Here is a 16389-nt window from a genome sequence, read left to right as displayed (position 1 = left end):
CTGCCCGGCCAGCTTGCTCAGTTGTCGTAACCGAGGTTGGGCATCAGCCAGCGCTCGGTCACGGCAAGATCCTGCCCCTTGCGTTTGCTGTAGCTCTCGGCCTGGTCCTTGTCGATTTTGCCGACCGCGAAGTACTGCGCCTTCGGATGGGCGAAGTACCAGCCGCTGACGGCAGCGGTGGGCAACATGGCGAAGTGTTCGGTCAGGGTGACCTGGCTGGCACCGTCGGCATCGAGCAGTTCGAACAGCGTGGCTTTCTCGGTGTGATCCGGGCAGGCCGGATAGCCTGGAGCAGGGCGGATGCCCTTGTACTGCTCCTTGATCAGCTCCTCGTTGCTCAGTTGTTCTTCCGGGTCATAGCCCCACCATTGCTTGCGCACCTGCTGGTGCAGCCACTCGGCGCAGGCCTCGGCCAGGCGGTCGGCGAGAGCCTTGACCATGATCGAGTTGTAGTCGTCACCAGCGTCCTGATAAGCCTTGGCCACTTCTTCGGCGCCGATACCGGCCGTGGTGATGAAGCCGCCTACATAGTCGGTGACGCCAGTGCTTTTCGGTGCGACGAAGTCGGCCAGGGAGAAGTTCGGCTTGCCGTCGGTCTTCACCGTCTGCTGGCGCAGGTGATGAAGCTTGGCCAGCGGCCTGCCGTCATCGCCGTAAACTTCCAGATCGTCTTCGTCCACCTGGTTGGCGGGCCAGAAGCCGAAGACCGCCCGGGCCTTGATCAGCTTTTCGTCGACCAGCTTGGTGAGCATCGCCTGGGCATCTTTGAACAGCGCGGTAGCGGCTTCGCCAACGACCTCATCCTCGAGAATGCGCGGGTACTTGCCGGCCAGATCCCAGGCGATGAAAAACGGTGTCCAGTCGATGTAGTCGACCAGCGTGCGCAGGTCGATGTCTTCCAGCACCTTGCGGCCGGTAAAGGTCGGTTTGACCGGCGAATACTCGGACCAGTCGAATTTGGGTTTGACGGCGATGGCTTCTTCGTAGGTGAGACGCTCGGTGCGGGCGCTGCGGTTAGCCGTGCGCTCGCGGATCATCGCGTACTCTTCGCGGGTCTTCTGAGCAAAAACCGGCTTGAGTTCCTTGGACAGCAGGGTCGTGGCCACGCCGACTGCGCGCGAGGCGTCGGTCACATAGACCACCGCATCGTTCTTGTAATGCGGGTCGATCTTCACCGCCGTGTGCGCCTTGGAGGTGGTCGCGCCGCCGATCATCAGCGGCAGGTGGAAGTCCTGGCGTTGCATCTCGCGGGCGACATGCACCATCTCGTCGAGTGACGGCGTGATCAGGCCGGAGAGGCCGATGATGTCGCATTTCTCGGCGATCGCGGTCTGCAGGATCTTTTCAGCCGGCACCATGACGCCCATGTCCACCACGTCGTAGCCGTTACAACCGAGCACCACGCCGACGATGTTCTTGCCGATGTCATGCACGTCGCCCTTGACCGTAGCCATGAGGATCTTGCCCTTGGCTTCCGGCTTGTCGCCTTTCTCGGCTTCGATGAAAGGGATCAGGTGCGCCACGGCCTGCTTCATCACACGTGCCGACTTGACCACTTGCGGCAAGAACATCTTGCCCGAGCCGAACAGGTCGCCGACCACGTTCATGCCGGCCATCAGCGGGCCTTCGATGACCTCGATGGGGCGCGTGCATTGCAGGCGGAACTCTTCGGTGTCCTGAACGATGTGTGTGGTGATGCCTTTGACCAGCGCGTGTTCCAGCCGCTTCTCGACGGTATAACCGCGCCATTCCTCGGTTTCCGCTTCCTTGACGCTGCCGTCGCCCTTGTACTCGTCGGCGATGGCCAGCAGCGCCTCGGTGCCGTTGGGCGTGCGGTTGAGTACCACGTCCTCGACCGCGTCGCGCAGCTTCTTCGGGATCTCGTCGTAGATCTCCAGCTGGCCGGCGTTGACGATGCCCATGGTCAGGCCGTTCTGGATGGCGTAGTAGAGGAAGACCGAGTGGATCGCCTCGCGTACCGGGTTGTTGCCGCGGAACGAGAACGACACGTTGGACACGCCGCCCGAGGTCAGGGCGTAGGGCAGGTTGTCGCGGATGTAGGCGCCGGCTTCGATGAAGTCCACGGCATAGTTGTTGTGCTCTTCAATGCCGGTCGCGATCGCGAAAATGTTCGGGTCGAAGATGATGTCTTCCGGCGGGAAGCCCACCTCATCGACCAGGATGTCATAGGAGCGCTGGCAGATTTCGCGCTTGCGCTCGGCAGTATCCGCCTGGCCGGCCTCGTCGAAGGCCATGACCACCACGGCGGCGCCGTAGCGCTTGCACAGACGCGCATGATGCTTGAAGGCCTCGACGCCTTCCTTCATGGAAATCGAGTTGACGATGCCCTTGCCCTGGATGCACTTGAGGCCCGCTTCGATCACCTCCCACTTGGAGGAGTCGATCATGATCGGCACGCGAGAGATGTCCGGTTCGCCGGCGATCAGATTGAGGAAGGTCACCATGGCCTTCTTCGAATCCAACATGCCCTCGTCCATGTTGATGTCGATCACCTGCGCGCCGGCTTCCACCTGTTGCAGAGCGACTTCCAGGGCCTCGGTGTAATTCTCTTCGCGGATCAGACGGGCGAATTTCGCCGAGCCGGTGATGTTGGTCCGCTCACCGACGTTGACGAACAGCGAGCTGCGATCAATGGTGAATGGTTCGAGGCCCGACAGACGGCACGCCTTGGGAATGTCCGGAATGACGCGTGGGGCGTACTTCGCAACGGCATTGGCGATCGCTTCGATATGCGCAGGCGTCGTACCGCAGCAGCCGCCGACGATGTTGAGGAAGCCACTGGCGGCGAACTCCTCAACCACCCGGGCCATCTCGGCCGGGCTCTCGTCGTATTCACCGAAGGCGTTGGGCAGGCCGGCGTTGGGGTGCGCCGAGACATGGGTTTCGGCCTTGTTCGACAGTTCTTCCAGATAGGGCCGCAGCTCTTTCGCGCCCAGGGCGCAGTTGAGGCCGACGGAGATGGGCTTGGCGTGGCGTACGGAGTTCCAGAAGGCTTCGGTGGTCTGGCCGGACAAGGTACGGCCGGAGGCATCGGTGATGGTGCCAGAGATCATGATCGGCAATTCGAAGCCGATCTCCTCGAACACCTGCTGCACGGCGAAGATCGCCGCTTTGGCATTGAGCGTGTCGAAGATGGTCTCGATCAGGATCAGATCCGAGCCGCCTTCGATCAGGCCGCGGGTGGCTTCGGTGTAGTTTTCCACCAGCTCGTCGAAGGTGACGTTGCGGTAGCCGGGGTTGTTCACGTTCGGTGACAGCGAGCAGGTCCGGCTGGTTGGGCCGAGCACGCCGGCAACGAAGCGCGGGCGATCGGGTGTCTCGGCGGTCTTGGCATCCGCCGCCTGGCGGGCGAGGCGGGCGCCTTCGACGTTCAGCTCGTAGACCAGCTCTTCCATGCCGTAGTCGGCCTGGGACACGCGGGTGGCATTGAAGGTATTGGTCTCGACGATGTCGGCGCCCGCGTCGAAATAGGCCTTTTCGATAGCGCTGATGGCGTCCGGTCGGGTAAGGATCAACAGATCGTTGTTGCCCTTGAGATCCTGCGGCCAGTCGGCGAAGCGCTCGCCGCGGTAGTCGGACTCTTCCAGCTTGTAGCTCTGGATCATCGTACCCATGCCGCCGTCGAGTATCAGGATGCGCTCCTTGAGCGCCTGCTGGAGTGCCTGGAGACGGGCGTTGCGGTCGAGCATGGGGACTACCTGAAGCTGGTTGCGAGGACCGGCAATGATATCAAAGCTGCACGCATTTTGATCACTGGCAGCTTTTCATGAACAGCGCTCATGTTGTGCAAGCCGAACGCAGGCCCGGACCGTACCATCGGGTTCGCTCTAGATCGGCAGCTTGGCTACTATGTCCGGCTCATTTTTCAGGAGCGGGACCATGGCCTGTCGTGCACTGCTTGCAGCGCTTGCGTTCGCGCTGGTTGGCCCCGGCTGGGCGCAATCGCTCAGCTACCAGAACGATATCCAGCCGATCTTCACCGCCAAGTGCGTCGCCTGCCATGCCTGCTACGATTCGCCGTGCCAGCTCAATCTGGGCAGCGGCGAGGGCGCGTCGCGTGGCGCAAGCAAGCTGCCGGTCTACGATGGCACCCGGACCAAGGCGCAGCCGCCAAGCCGGCTTTATCTCGATGCGCATGCCGAGGCGGACTGGCGTCGTCGCGGATTCTATTCGGTGCTCGAGCCGCAGGCGGGCCAGGCGGCGCTGATGGCACGCATGCTGGAGCTTGGCCGCAGCCAGCCGTTGCCGGCCAATGCCAAGCTGCCGGCGGACCTGGACATCGGTATCGGCCGCGACAACAGCTGCCCGCTGCCTGGTGAGTTTTCCGCTTATGCCGGCAATCATGGCCACGCCGGCATGCCTTTCGCGGTCAGCGGCTTGACGGATGGCGAATATGACAAGCTGCAGCGGTGGTTGGCGCAAGGTGCACCGGTCGATGAGCGCGCCTACGTGCCATCGTCCAGCGAGGCCGCGCAGGTAGCCAGCTGGGAGCGAATGCTCAATGCGGAGGGCAAGCGGCAGGCATTGGTCAGCCGTTGGCTTTACGAGCATCTGTTCATCGCGCATCTGTATTTCGACGCTGGCAAGACGGGCCATTTCTTCCAGCTGGTAAGGTCGCGTACACCCAGTGGTCTGCCGGTCGATGTCATCGCCACCCGTTCACCGAATCAGGATCCGGGGACGGCTTTCTACTATCGCCTGATGCCCATCAAGGGCGTCATCGTGCACAAGACGCACATCACCTATCCGCTGAATCCAGCGAAGCTGGCGCGGGTTCATCAGTTGTTGCTCGCCGGCGACTGGTCGCTCGACAAGCTGCCCGGATATGGCGTCCAGCATCGTGCCAATCCGTTCGAGACGTTCCAGGCGATACCGGCCGAGGCGCGCTACCGCTTTATGCTGGACAATGCCGAATACTTCGTACGCACCTTCATCCGTGGGCCAGTGTGCCGTGGGCAGATCGCCACCGACGTCATCCGCGACAACTTCTGGGTGCTCTTCCAGGATCCTCGGCACGATCGCTACCTGACCGACGCCCGTTATCGCCAGCGTGCGACACCTCTGCTGGCGATGCCAGGGCAAGCCGATGATATCGGTGAGTTGCTGGGGTTCTGGCACCGCTACCAAAGCAAGCGCAACCAGTATGAAAAACTGCGGGGCGACGCCTATGCGCGAAGCCCTGCGCAGTGGGAGGACATCTGGAGTGGCAACGACAACGCACTGCTGACGGTCTTTCGCCAGCACGACAGTGCTTCGGTTCGCAAAGGGCTCATTGGTGAGGTGCCGCAAACCCTCTGGTGGATGGACTATCCGCTGCTCGAGCGAACCTATTACCAGCTGGTGGTGAATTTCGACGTGTTCGGCAACGTCTCGCATCAGGGGCAGACCCGCCTGTACTTCGACTTGATCCGCAACGGCGCGGAGCTCAACTTCCTTCGCCTGCTACCGGCCGGATCGCGGCAAACGATACTCGACGACTGGTACGAGAACAGCGGCAAGCTCAAGCTCTGGTTGGCTTATACGAATATCGACAACGAGACGCCGTCAGCGCTGGCGCTGGAGACGCCCAAGCCCAAGGAGCGCTTCGTGGCACAGCTCCTGGAGCGTCACGCGGCCATCGATGCAGCGGCCGATCCGATGAATCGATGCACCTCGGGCCATTGCTACCGCAGCAAGGCGCCCGCTCCGTTACAGGCCGCCGAGCAAGCCTTGAGCCGGCTCTCCAACCGCATTGCCGCCGGCCTGCCGGTCATCGATCAGTTGCCCGAGGCGACGCTGCTACGCATCGAGTTCGGTCAAGGGCAGCGGGAGCTGTACAGCCTTCTGCGAAACCGCGCGCACAGCAACGTGGCGTTCATGTTCGGCGAGGAGCATCGCTACCAGCCCCGGCTCGACACCCTGACCGTCTATCCCGGCATCCTGAGCAGCTACCCGAACTTCCTCTTCAACCTACAGGCCTCACAGGTTCCGGAGTTCGTCGCGGCGCTGGAGCAAGCAAAGGATCAGCAGGCGTTTGAGCATATAGTCGATCGCTGGGGGATCCGGCGTAGCCATCCTGCGTTCTGGCAGTACTTCAACGATCTGGCTCGCTATCTCCACGAAACCGATCCTGTCGAGGCGGGCGTGCTGGACATGAACCGATACCAGAACCTTTGAATCGATCAATTCCTACTAAAACGCTAGGACTTTATCCGGAGCATTCCTTGGCGTACACTTCGAGCATATCTGAGAGGAGTTCCCATGAGCGCCATTACCATTACTGAAGCTGCACATGATTACCTTGCCGATCTGCTCGAAAAGCAGAATACGACGGGCATCGGCATTCGGGTCTTCATCACTCAGCCTGGTACACCCTACGCAGAAACCTGTATCGCCTATTGCAAGCCTGGTGAGGAAAAGCCCGACGATGTGCCTGTTGCGCTGAAGCGCTTCACCGCCTGGATCGACGGCGTTAGCGAACCCTTCCTCGAAGATGCGCTGGTGGACTATGCGACCGATCGCATGGGCGGCCAACTGACCATCAAGGCACCCAACGCCAAGGTGCCCATGGTCAACGAAGACAGCCCGCTGAACGAGCGCATCAACTATTACCTGCAGACCGAGATCAATCCGGGTCTGGCCAGTCATGGCGGCCAGGTCACCCTGATCGACGTAGTCGACGAAGGCGTTGCGGTTCTGCAGTTCGGCGGCGGCTGCCAGGGCTGCGGTCAGGCCGACGTTACGCTCAAGGAAGGCATCGAGAAGACCTTGCTGGAGCGAATCCCCGAGCTCAAGGGCGTGCGGGACGTCACCGACCACACCAACCGGGACAACGCCTACTACTAGGTCATCGCTATCGGCGTGTGCTGTTTACGCCATCTTCAGGGGCAAAGTGCCACTATTGTTCCAGCGCCCCATTACGGCGCCCGTTCGCTGAGATAAGCTGCCCGGGTTTCCGAGGCCTGACTAAGTGAGCGAGCGCCGCATGTCTGCCGTATCTCTGTTGATCTGTGATGATTCGAGCCTGGCGCGCAAGCAGTTGCTGCGCGCCCTGCCGGCTGCCTGGCCGCTGGACATCAGCCAGGCGTCGAGCGGCGCGGAGGCGCTCGACCGCATTCGCGAAGGCGGCATCGACGTGCTGTTGCTCGACCTGACCATGCCCGACCTGGACGGTTATCAGGTGCTGGCCGCCCTGCGCGACGAGCATCTTGATTGCAAGGTCATCGTGATATCGGCCGACATTCAGGAGGAGGCCGTTCGGCGCGTATTGGATCTGGGTGCGCTGGCATTCATTCGCAAGCCCGCCGATCCGGCGCACCTGCAGCAGACCCTGGCCGGCGCCGGGCTGGTAGGCGATGGGTTGCCGGTTCTAGGCGAACGGAAGGCTGGTCCGATCGTCTTTCGCGATGCGTTTCGCGAGGTAGTCAACGTTGCGATGGGGCGCGCCGCAGCGCTGCTCGCAAGGGTGCTCGGGGTATTCGTGCAACTGCCCATACCCAACGTGAATATCCTGGAGGTCGGCGAGCTGCACATGGCGCTCGCAGATGCGGCCCAGGGAGACAAGCTGACCGCGGTTTGCCAGGGTTACATCGGCGGAGGCATCGCCGGTGAGGCATTGCTCATCTTTCATGACTCGGAAGTGGCCGACATGGCGCGTCTGATGCGCGCCGACGACTACCTGGAGCTGGAGATGCTGCTCGATCTGTCGAGCCTGCTGATCAGTGCCTGTCTCAGCGGCATCGCCGATCAGATCGATGTGGTGTTTTCACAAGGGCACCCGCAGGTTCTTGGCCAGCACGCCTCGATCGACGAGCTGATCCGCCTCAACAGCCAGCGCTGGAAAAATACCCTGGCGGTTGAAATCAGCTACAGCCTGGAAGGGCATGATGTTCACTTCGACCTTCTGCTGTTGTTCACCGAAGACTCGGTTGAACTGCTGACTCGCAAACTCGCCCACCTGATGAGCTGAGCCATGTCCGAATCTGTCAATCTGAGCGAGCTTCATTGGTTGCTGACCATCGTCCAGAGCATCGACGTCGGGGTCGTGGTGCTGGATCGTCAGTACCGCATCGAGGTCTGGAACACCTTCATGGAGAACCGCTCAGGCCAGCCGCCCGGCGACGTGCGAGGCCAATCGTTCTTCCAGCTGTTCCCCGAGGTGGACGAGTCGTGGTTCAGGCGCAAGGTGGAGAACGTTGCGACGCTCGGCACCCCTTCGTTCACTATCTGGGAGCAGAGGCCCTATCTGCTGCGATTCAAGAACTACCAGCCGATCACCGGGCTGGAAGACTTCATGTACCAGAACACCACCCTGATGCCGCTGAAGGGGCTCAGCGGGCGCATCGAGCAGATTTGCTTGATCATTTATGACGTAACCGATGTGGCCACCAACCGTCGCCAGCTACAGGCGGCGAATCGGGAACTGCAACGGCTGTCCAGCACCGACCGTTTGACCGGCCTGTTCAATCGTGGCCACTGGGAAGAGATGCTGCGCCAGGAGTATGCCAGGCATCGGCGATACGACCGCAATGCCGCACTGGTCATGTTCGATATAGATCACTTCAAGAAGATCAACGACAGCTACGGCCATCAGGCGGGCGACGCCGTAATACAGCAGACTGCCGAACTCGTTCGCCAATGCATGCGCGATGCCGACATCGCGGGTCGCTACGGTGGCGAGGAATTCGTAGTCCTTCTGCCCGATACGGATAGCGACGGCGCGCTGACATTTGCCGAACGGTTTCGCCAGGCCGTCGAGGCGCACGAGGTCGTTTACGAAAATCACCGCATTCACTTCACCGTCAGCCTGGGTATCGCCGACCTTAGCCAGCCCACCAGCGGCTATGCACAGCTGATCGAACGCGCCGACAGCGCGCTGTACAGCTCGAAGGCGGGTGGTCGCAACCAGGTCTCGCTCTATCGATAGCGTTGGCTCAGCTTGGCTGGCGCTCGGTGAGGAATTTCAACAGCGTAACTTCTTCACTGCTGAGCCATTTGCGCTTTCTCGCCCTGGGCAAGCGTGCCAGCTCGCCACCGGCAAAGGCCTCCAGCACGTCCGGATGGATGTAGCACTGGCGACATACGGCCGGCGTATTGCCTAGCTGTCGGGAGACCTCCTTGACCGTCTCGACAAGATGGCGGCGAGCGACCGCTTCAGGTTGCCATTCGCGTTTGCGCAGCGAATCCAACGCCAACGCGCTGCCTGCCCAGGTGCGATAGTCCTTGGCGGTGAAATCCCCGCCAGTCATCTGCTGGATGAACTGATTGACGTCGCTGGAGCTTACCGGGTGGCGTTCTCCTGCTTCGTCCAGGTACTGGAACAGGTGCTGTCCAGGCAACTCCATGCAACGACGCAGAATGCGCGCCAGGCGTTGATTTCTCAGCGTGACCTGATGCTCCACGCCGCTTTTGCCACGGAACTGGAAGCGAATGGCAGCTCCGCGCACCGCCACATGGCGAGTTCGTAACGTGGTCAGTCCGTAGGAGCGGTTCTCGCGGGCGTAACGCGAATTACCGACGCGGATCAGAGTGGTTTCGAGCAGTTGCACCACCAGGGCCATGACCTTTTCCCGAGGCATTCCGCGCAGGGCGAGATGCTGTTCCAGCCGTTCGCGCAGGCGCGGCAAGGCGGCGCCGAAGGCCAGGATGCGCTCGTACTTGTCGCTGTCGCGGATCTCCCGCCAGCGTGGGTGGTAACGATATTGCTTTCGGCCACGTGCGTCCCGTCCGGTGGCTTGCATATGGCCCCGAGGGTCAGGGCATATCCATACTTCGGTGTAGGCTGGCGGTATGGCCAGCTTGTTGATGCGCGAAATCTCAGCGGCGTCCCGGATGCGCTTTCCGGACGGCAAAAAGTAGACGAACTTGCCGTTTTCTACGCGGCGCGTAATACCCGGGCTGCGATCATCGACGTAATGCAGGTCGGTTGGAAGCTGCGGGCAGAGGGCCGTACCCGTGTCGGGTTGCTCGTCCGCTGGGACCGGACGAGTCCCTTCGGCCAACGGCAGCGGAGCTGCACCGTCTTGATCGACTAGCATGGCAAACTCCTCGTGCGCCGAGGTCAAGGTTCGGGCTTCTTCACTCAGGATCCCGGCGGAGCGATCAGTGCGCGACCGCGCTGCCGGGCATTGTCTCGTCACGCACAGCAGTGTGCTGGTGCGGTTAACAGGTCGCCGTCAGTCTTCGCTCTCCTGGCTGTTGCGCATCAGCAACCGTATCGCGGCGACCAGCTCGTCGATCGCTTCGCGGTAAATGGCCGGATCCGCCTTCGTCTCGGCGCTGTCCGCCAGCTTGCGTGCAGTTTCCAGATGATCATTTATCGAGGAATAGTCGCCTATCATGTGAACGCTCCTAGGTCGCGGTAGGTATGGGTGACCACGCAGACTTGCAGCGCGGGCCCGTCCCTATAAGTGACCGGCGCAAGCGAAGGGGGTTCGCGACCTGAGTTCACTGCCCACGTGGGTTGGTCAGCGCGAGCGTCCATTGCGCATTCTCGCAACGAGGGCAAACGGCTGTTTGCTGCGTCTCGATGACCTCGGGAAATCCGCAGCGCGTGCAGGCGTAGAGCCCGCTGGACGGTATCTGGCAGTAGTTCGGCCTGTAGGCTTCAGGTAGCACCGGCAGCCCCGGCCGCACCGACGCGGCATCGTGGAAGAACAGGCTGACGTTGCCGTCGGTCTCGAGAATGCCCAGTCGGACTTGGCCAAGATGTTCGACGCCTTGTTGCCGCAGCTCCATGAAGAACTCCTCGGACGAGATGTTCAGCCGCTGCAGGCTGTGCAGCTCATACAGGCCGTCCTTGATGATCGTTACCGGCACGCCTTCCATCCAGCGGGAAAACCGCTCGCTTTTCGTCATCAGCCACACCGTGAATCTGTAGAGCAACAGTAACGTGGCGAAAACGGTGGCGATCGGGATCAGGGGCACATCTTCGTAGAACGACACGTCCCCGGCAGCCGAGCCGAGCGTGAGGATCACGACCAGCTCGAACAGGGACAACTGCCGAATCCCCCGGCGCCCGCTGATCTTCAGAAACATGAACACCGCGACATAGGCGAAGAGGGCACGTAGCCCCACTTCGACGATGAACAGGGGAGGGAACTTGTCGAGCAGCATTCGCTGCCAATCCAGAGGCGTCATTCGTTCTCCAGCAGTTGCGTCCGGTCAGGTGTCGATGCCAGGTTGTAGGGGCAGTGACCAAGCGCTCAGCGCCACTCCGTCCTTGCTGAGCTGCAGCCGTGCGCCTTCGAGCAGGCCGGCGAGGTGGGGGGATCGCTGTATTGCGTGCGGGCGATATGGGGGATCGACAGGCGCTCCTCACCAGCGTCATCGAACACCCGAAGCGAGAAGCTGGCGTCATTGCTGTCCGCGCTGGTGGTCGCGTGGCAGGGCAGAAAGGCCATTTCACTGATGCGCATGGCTTCATCGATTTCAATACGTTGCGCACACATGCTCTTCGCTCCGGCTGGGTCGCTCATTCAGCGGGTGCTACGTCGAATGTCAGGTTGATGCCGTCACCGCTGCCGTCGCCGACGACCGAGCCTTCCACTGGCCTGGGCGTTACCTGGCGGCTGCCGTAAAACTCGCACAGGCGCTGTTGCGCTACGTCGCGGATATGCACGATCAGCCCGGTGGTTTGGGCGTCGCGGGGAACGATGAATTTCAGTGTGACGCAATGGCCTTCCGGACCCTCCGGCAGGTCGGCCAAGCCGCTGCTGTGCCATTGATCATTGACATAGGCCTGTGCACCTTTCATGGCTTGCTCCTCTTGTTTCACTTATTGCTCAGACCGTGAAACAAGCGAATGGATCAGTCAGCCGGTGCGACCGGGAGGTGCAAAGATGTGGGGCAGCAAAAAGCCCGGCGCTTGCGCAGCCGGGCTTTTTGTTGGAGACGACTGTTATTCGGGCATATGCCAAGGGGCGAGGTGAGCACCCTGGCGGCTCAGGTCGGCGCGTGCCTGTTCCAGCGTTTCACCGAGTTTGACCGGGTCGGTGTAAACGCTGCTGGATAGTTTGCAATGGCCGACAGGGCGGGATTCGCTGCTGTCAACGACTGTAATGCTGAGATCGCCGTTGCCTTCCAGCAGCGTCCAAGCGACGCACTGGAACGGCTTGAACGCACGGTCAGTGATAAGAAGGGCGTCGTTGAAACGAAGCGGGCTGTTCATCGGGCATGTCTCTCTGTGTGGTAAACCAAAAATCGGATTTGAGCCTGCCGCCAGGCTGCCGGCGTTGGCCTTACATATCCATTGATGTACACAGAGGACTGATAAGTCACACCGTTGTTTCGCGATTGGTCGACTTTTTTGCAATTAGCCGAAAGTATGACGGCGCTTGGATGGCTCGAGAGGCCTTAGGAAACGGCCACAAGCCGCGTAATAGGGCGTTTCTGTGGCGGGACAGACTTCGCCGGGCAACGCCGGGCTGCCTTCCCGGCTAGCTAAGGATGTGGCGAAAAGCCGCAACTGTATATCCCAGCGGGGCGGCCAGGCTCCGTTCCGAGCCTGGCCTCTATGTATACAAACGACCGCCGGTTTCAGACCTTGAATTGTTTGAGCAGCCGGTTCAACTGCTCGGCCAGGTCACCGAGTTGGCGCCCGGCGGCACTCGATTGCTCTGCCGCCATGGTGCTCTGGTGGGCCAGGCCTGCCGCTTGCGTGACGTTCTGATTGATGTCTTCGACGACGTGAGTCTGTTGCAGCGTGGCGCTGGCTATCGAGGCGTTGAGCCCGGACAGGTTACGCAGTGCCTGGGCGATCTGGCCCAGGCTTTCACCGGCCTGGCTTGCCTGTTCCACCGTAGCCTGGGAGGCCTGGCTGCTGCGAGTGATGACGCTTACGGCGTCGCCCGAGTTCTTCTGCAGACGGTCGATCATCGTATGGATTTCCGCGGTCGACGTCTGGGTCCGCTGCGCCAGCAGGCGCACCTCGTCGGCGACGACGGCGAAGCCGCGGCCTTGTTCGCCGGCTCGCGCTGCCTCGATCGCTGCGTTCAGCGCGAGGAGGTTGGTCTGATCGGCTATCGACCCGATGACTTCCAGCACCGAGCCGATTTGCGTGGTTTCGCCGGCGAGCGACTGGATGACTCCAACGGCCTCATTGATGGTGGCCGACAGCCGGTCGATCTGTTGCAGGCTGGCCTCAATATTACGTTGCCCTTGTCCCGCCTGCTTCTCGGCGTCCATGACCTCATTCGACGCCTGTTCGGCGTTTTTGGCTACCTCTTGAACGGCATAGGTCACTTCGTTCACTGCAGTTGCCACCTGCTCCATCTGTTGCGATTGCTGCTGGCTGTGCTGATGCGCCTCGCCAGCCAGACCGCCGAGCGCGTTGGACGACTGGGCCAGGGAGCTGGACGTGTCGAACAGCTGGGCGATGACCGTGCGCAACTTGTGGGTGAAGGTGTTGAAGTCGCGGCTCAGGGTCGTCAGTTCATCGTTACCGGATACGTCGAGGCTGTGCGTCAGATCGGCTTCGCCACTGGCAATATTGGCCATTGCCTGCATCGAGTGTTGCAGTGGTTGGGTAATGCTGCGGATCAAGATCGCGACCAGCAATGCCATCAGCGTGGCGATGGCCAGCCCGATGATCGAGAAGCGCACCACGTAGCGCTGGAACTCCGCTTCCACATCGTCGACGTAGATGCCGGAGCCGATGATCCAGCCCCACGGCTTGAACAGTTCGATATAGGAGATCTTAGGGACCGGATCCTCTGCACCGGGCTTCGCCCACTGGTAATCGACGAGGCCGGCCCCTTGTGCCCGAGCGACCTTGACCATCTCGTTGAACAGTTCCTTCCCGTTGGGGTCCTTCACGGCCGAGAGATTCTTGCCCTCGAGCTCGGGCTTCATCGGGTGCATGAGCATGACCGGGGTCATGTCGTTGATCCAGAAGTAGTCGTTCTGTCCGTAGCGCAGCAGACGGATCTGATCCATCGCGGCCTTTTGTGCCTCGGCGGTGGTCAGGGCGCCGCTTGCTTCGCGCTGCTGGTAATAATCGAGAATGCCGTTGGCCGTCTCGACGATGTTGCGCGTCATGACCTGCTTGCTCTTGTACAGGTCGGTCCGTACCTGCTGGATCATCAACAAGCCAAGGATGAACAGCATCGCGACAGCCACTAGCGGTATGAGCCAGAGGCGCTTGCTGATCGGGAGGTTTCTTAGCAGAGTCATTGGCTTGTAAGCTCCTGTTAAGGCGGATTCTTCTTTATTATTCGAATGTCGGTTGGAGCGCGGCGATACGGTCTGCCGGGAGGAGGCTGTGGCGGGATCGTTTGTCATGCCCATTGGTTAGCGTGTCGGCACGAGTCTGGAAAAGATGAGGCGCGAGCGCATCGGCTCAGTGAATTTACTTGGCACAATCGAGTCAGAACAGCGCTCAGATGGCTATCTGACATATACCTTCGTTGTACATCAGCTGCGGTGAAGCCACCGCCATTGGGGACAAGATGGATCTTTGGATTGCCTTTCAGGCGTTGCTTCTCGGCGTGGTAGAGGGCATCACCGAGTTTTTGCCGATTTCCAGCACCGGACACCAGATCATCGTGGCAGACCTGATCGGGTTCGGCGGGGACCGGGCACAGGCCTTCAACATCATCATTCAGCTCGGCGCGATACTCGCGGTGGTGTGGGAATACCGGAGCAAAATCATCGATGTCGTGGTGGGGCTGCCAACAAAGAAACCAGCGCAGAAGTTCACCGGCAATCTGCTCGTCGCATTCTTTCCGGCCGTGATCCTGGGGGTCGCTTTTGCCGATCTCATCCATGAGTACCTGTTCAATCCCATCACGGTGGCAACGGCGCTGGTGATTGGTGGCGTGGTTATGCTCTGGGCGGAGAAGCGCCAGCACCGGGTCCAAGCCGAGACGGTCGACGACATGCACTGGAGCCAGGCTCTGAAGGTCGGCTGCGCGCAATGCCTGGCATTGATTCCGGGCACCTCGCGCTCGGGGGCGACCATCATCGGCGGCTTGTTGTTCGGCCTATCGCGCAAGGCCGCGACGGAGTTTTCCTTCTTCCTGGCCATGCCGACCATGGTCGGAGCGGCTGTGTATTCGGGCTACAAGTATCGGGATCTTTTCCAGCCAGCTGATCTCCCGGTGTTCGCGATCGGTTTCGTTACCTCGTTCATCTTCGCCATGTTGGCCGTGCGAGCCTTGCTGAAATTTATAGGCAACCATAGCTATGCGGCATTTGCCTGGTACCGGATCATCTTCGGCATCATCATCCTGGCTACCTGGCAGTTCAGCCTGATCGACTGGAGCACGGCGGCGGGCTGACCTGCCGAGCGCAGCCAGCCGAGGAGGCCACGTGCACCCAGTCGAGCATCAACTGTTAGCGGTCAACGGCATCACCCTCAGTCTCTACTGCGCCGGTCCTGCATACGGGCCGGTTGTCTGGTTGCTGCATGGCTTCCCAGAGTGCTGGTATTCCTGGCGCCATCAGATCCAGGCGTTGGCGCAAGCCGGGTATCGGGTGATGATCCCGGAGATGCGTGGTTACGGCCGGAGTAGCGCTCCGGAGGATGTGGCCAGCTACGACCTGATAACCCTCTGCGGTGATATCCAGGGCGCGATGGACAGTCTGGGCCAGCGCTCGGTTGCCGTGGTGGGGCACGACTGGGGCGCTCCCGTTGCCTGGCACCTGGCGCTGCTCGAACCAGATCGCGTCAAAGCGGTGGTTGCCATGGCCGTTCCCTACGGCGGGCGGCCCAAGCGACCTGCCAGCGAGATCATTCGCAGCCAGTTCGCCGATCGCTTCAATTACATCCTCTATTTCCAGCAACCTGGCGTCGCCGAGGCGGAGCTGGATCAGGATATCGCGCGAACCTTGCGGATGATGATGCACAACAGCTCGGCCGCTGTACCCAAGGACTTCTTTCTTCAGGACAAGCCGGCCGGCAGCACGCTTTACGAGGGCATGCAGGATCCCGGCGCGCCGCCGTCCTGGTGCGGCCCGCAAGCGTTTGCAGTCTATGTCGAGACATTCGAAGGACGCGGCTTTCGCGGTGCGCTGAACTGGTACCGTAACTTCGAACGCAACTGGGCGCGCACCGAACCGCTGGCCGAGCGCAAGGTCGAGCAACCGGCACTTTTCCTGCTGGGTGACAAGGATCCAGTCGGCACGCTCGAAGCGCATACCCTGCAGAAGATGCCCGCATGGGTACCAGACCTCGAGCAACATCTGATCGCTGACTGCGGCCATTGGCTGCAGGGAGAGCATTCGGAGCAGGTCAGCGGACATCTGCTGCATTTTCTTGAGAGACGCTACAGGCCGTGCCATTGAGCCAGGCTTCGTCGCAGCGAAATTAGCCATTAGAATCGCCGGATTTCCCCGGACCAGTCACATGGAACTAAGCGGGCAGCTGAACAGCTGGGATGATTAGAAGGG

Annotated in this window: 14 protein-coding genes; 6 read left to right on the top strand and 8 right to left on the bottom strand. The window is 61.0% G+C overall.

The genetic code is table 11. The features are described from left to right. Nucleotides 1-17: 17 nt before the first annotated feature. Nucleotides 18-3710, bottom strand: a complete 3693-nt coding sequence (gene metH / locus KCX70_RS12530; RefSeq protein ID WP_212617758.1) for a methionine synthase — start codon at nucleotides 3708-3710, stop codon at nucleotides 18-20. 190 nt (nucleotides 3711-3900) lie between these two features. Between metH and KCX70_RS12525 the strand changes: the two genes are divergently transcribed. The 4 genes from KCX70_RS12525 to KCX70_RS12510 all read left to right on the top strand — a co-directional run bounded on the left by KCX70_RS12525 (nucleotide 3901) and on the right by KCX70_RS12510 (nucleotide 8926). Continuing rightward, nucleotides 3901-6177 (top strand): fatty acid cis/trans isomerase, encoded by a 2277-nt coding sequence (locus tag KCX70_RS12525; protein ID WP_212617757.1) that lies wholly within the window; start codon nucleotides 3901-3903, stop codon nucleotides 6175-6177. An 84-nt stretch (nucleotides 6178-6261) separates the two neighbouring features. Continuing rightward, nucleotides 6262-6846, top strand: a complete 585-nt coding sequence (gene nfuA, locus KCX70_RS12520; RefSeq protein ID WP_021208919.1) for a Fe-S biogenesis protein NfuA — start codon at nucleotides 6262-6264, stop codon at nucleotides 6844-6846. A 139-nt stretch (nucleotides 6847-6985) separates the two neighbouring features. Then, a complete protein-coding gene (locus KCX70_RS12515) occupies nucleotides 6986-7969 on the top strand; it encodes a response regulator (protein ID WP_212617756.1) in 984 nt (327 codons plus the stop codon). 3 nt (nucleotides 7970-7972) lie between these two features. Beyond that, on the top strand, nucleotides 7973-8926 hold the full coding sequence (locus KCX70_RS12510) for a sensor domain-containing diguanylate cyclase (protein ID WP_212617755.1): 954 nt from the start codon (nucleotides 7973-7975) through the stop codon (nucleotides 8924-8926). A gap of 7 nt (nucleotides 8927-8933) precedes the next feature. Here KCX70_RS12510 and KCX70_RS12505 read toward each other — a convergent pair whose 3' ends face one another. The 7 genes from KCX70_RS12505 to KCX70_RS12475 all read right to left on the bottom strand — a co-directional run bounded on the left by KCX70_RS12505 (nucleotide 8934) and on the right by KCX70_RS12475 (nucleotide 14172). Next, nucleotides 8934-10037 (bottom strand): DNA topoisomerase IB, encoded by a 1104-nt coding sequence (locus KCX70_RS12505; RefSeq protein ID WP_212617754.1) that lies wholly within the window; start codon nucleotides 10035-10037, stop codon nucleotides 8934-8936. Nucleotides 10038-10175: 138 nt separating this feature from the next. Continuing rightward, entirely contained in the window at nucleotides 10176-10340 is a 165-nt protein-coding gene (locus KCX70_RS12500) for a hypothetical protein (protein ID WP_021208915.1), read from the bottom strand. Between the two features lie 106 nt (nucleotides 10341-10446). Then, nucleotides 10447-11139 (bottom strand): DUF421 domain-containing protein, encoded by a 693-nt coding sequence (locus KCX70_RS12495; RefSeq protein ID WP_212617753.1) that lies wholly within the window; start codon nucleotides 11137-11139, stop codon nucleotides 10447-10449. 65 nt (nucleotides 11140-11204) lie between these two features. Further along, entirely contained in the window at nucleotides 11205-11477 is a 273-nt protein-coding gene (locus tag KCX70_RS12490; RefSeq protein ID WP_249121640.1) for a hypothetical protein, read from the bottom strand. Continuing rightward, nucleotides 11474-11755, bottom strand: coding sequence for a hypothetical protein (locus tag KCX70_RS12485; protein ID WP_021208912.1), 282 nt, complete (start codon nucleotides 11753-11755; stop codon nucleotides 11474-11476). The genes KCX70_RS12490 and KCX70_RS12485 overlap by 4 nt, the downstream gene beginning before the upstream one ends. Before the next feature lie 144 nt (nucleotides 11756-11899). Continuing rightward, complete coding sequence (locus KCX70_RS12480) at nucleotides 11900-12169, bottom strand: hypothetical protein (protein WP_021208911.1); 270 nt, start codon at nucleotides 12167-12169, stop codon at nucleotides 11900-11902. Between the two features lie 368 nt (nucleotides 12170-12537). Beyond that, the gene (locus tag KCX70_RS12475; RefSeq protein WP_102845745.1) at nucleotides 12538-14172 is read right to left on the bottom strand and encodes a methyl-accepting chemotaxis protein; all 1635 of its coding nucleotides are present in this window, start codon (nucleotides 14170-14172) and stop codon (nucleotides 12538-12540) included. Between the two features lie 275 nt (nucleotides 14173-14447). Between KCX70_RS12475 and KCX70_RS12470 the strand changes: the two genes are divergently transcribed. Next, on the top strand, nucleotides 14448-15278 hold the full coding sequence (locus KCX70_RS12470; protein ID WP_031311128.1) for an undecaprenyl-diphosphate phosphatase: 831 nt from the start codon (nucleotides 14448-14450) through the stop codon (nucleotides 15276-15278). Between the two features lie 31 nt (nucleotides 15279-15309). Next, nucleotides 15310-16284 carry an alpha/beta fold hydrolase gene (locus KCX70_RS12465; protein WP_212617752.1) on the top strand — a complete coding sequence of 325 codons (975 nt, stop codon included), beginning with the start codon at nucleotides 15310-15312 and terminating at the stop codon, nucleotides 16282-16284. The last annotated feature ends 105 nt before the right edge of the window (nucleotides 16285-16389 follow it).

It is taken from the genome of Stutzerimonas stutzeri, assembly GCF_018138085.1.
Taxonomy (GTDB): Bacteria; Pseudomonadota; Gammaproteobacteria; order Pseudomonadales; family Pseudomonadaceae; genus Stutzerimonas; species Stutzerimonas stutzeri_AI.
The sequence above is the reverse complement of the archived record's forward strand: the minus strand, read 5'-3'. Positions and strand labels throughout refer to the sequence as shown.